General features: G+C 33.6%; 1 protein-coding gene. It reads right to left on the bottom strand.

Annotation, left to right across the window (positions count from 1 at the left end):
- Positions 1-383: 383 nt before the first annotated feature.
- Entirely contained in the window at positions 384-1,073 is a 690-nt protein-coding gene (locus tag C6368_RS16950; RefSeq protein ID WP_107040402.1) for a GldM family protein, read from the bottom strand.
- Positions 1,074-1,434 lie beyond the last annotated feature (361 nt).

Below are 1,434 nucleotides of genomic sequence, written 5' to 3'. Positions count from 1 at the left end.
TTCTAAAATGGTAGCTAGAGTTTTTTCTCTGTCGTCATTCTTCTTGGTTATTGAAAGTCTTGTGCTTTTTTCTCTGTTAATGTTTGGTTGTCAATTGTTGGTGCGAAATATGTCTTTTTCGGTGTTGGCAAAAGTTGTTTTTCTTCTCCCATTGCAAAGCCAAATAAATAGCCAATACAATTACGATTATTAAAATATAAGCAATTAGGTTAAAAGCTTTTATACCATAAAACAGCAAAAAAATACAAAGAGGGAATGAACGAGCGTTCTATCACTTTGTATTTAGAATCCACCATTTCTTTAATATAACAGCGAGAATACTTACCCACCGAAAGAGGGTATCTCGTTGTTCATACACCGTAAATAATTTTAATTGACCGCTCCTATGGAACAAGCTCAAACAAAGTAGTAATGAAACGTTCTTTTCCATCAGGTCCTAAAACATTTGTTTCGAGTTTCATATAAACAGGCGCTGTAAACTTTAAATCCTTTAAGTAATCTAATAAAACAGTACTGATGTTAGATCCTTCACCTTGAAAAGTCTCATTTTGAATCTGAACACACCAACTTCTGACTGAAAACATAGCATTTAATGGAATCTCAGGACCGTACATTGCAAATAAACGAGGTAAACGAATTTTACCACTTGGTTTATGACCACAGTATAAAGGGTCATTAGAATTTGCGATTGCAAGCAATACAGACACTTTTAATGGAGTATCATTGTCTAAACTAGCGATACGGAGTTTAGGATCTGGCAAATTCCTTACATAAATCTCCTCCGACGAAACAGTAAAAATGTTCTCCCCGTCAAACCTCATTATCAATAATGTAGTCTTTCTTTCCTCTAGTGGTCGAACAATATACCTCCTATAACTTTTTATTTCCAACGAATCGCAGTTAGTACATTCTAACCAAACAGAATCGTCACAATGATTATTCAAGCCTACATCTATATAGTTATCATAACCTCTATATAAATAATTATTCTCTTTTATAGAAATAACACCTTCATTCTGAGCGAACAGTAATGCGGGCATTGTAATAAATAAAATCAAATTGTAAATCTTCATAATTCTAGTTTTAAGTCAAGCCTTAGTTCTTATTTCCCAAACTCCAACCATAAACTCAATAGAATCAAACTCCTAATCAACAGATACTGAATAGATTTCTATTTCCCATTCACCTTTCCAAACACCCATTTTCTCATCAAAACTGTTTTCATATTCTTTGTTTTGTTGTCCGTTGGTTTGTGTCGTCATATCCTAAGCGCTAACTTAATAGCATTTTATCAGTTGTTTTCTTTCAATAGCTAAAGATAGTCGTAAAAAATTGATTGTCAACCCAGTAGTCGTATTATTGACGAGTAGAAAATAACTGATAAAACGGAGTTGAACTATGCCGCACTATGGGTAAACTATAGGGCCGATTTGA

It is taken from the genome of Brumimicrobium mesophilum (assembly GCF_003025005.1).
Lineage (GTDB): Bacteria > Bacteroidota > Bacteroidia > Flavobacteriales_D > Crocinitomicaceae > Brumimicrobium > Brumimicrobium mesophilum.
The sequence above is the reverse complement of the archived record's forward strand: the minus strand, read 5'-3'. Positions and strand labels throughout refer to the sequence as shown.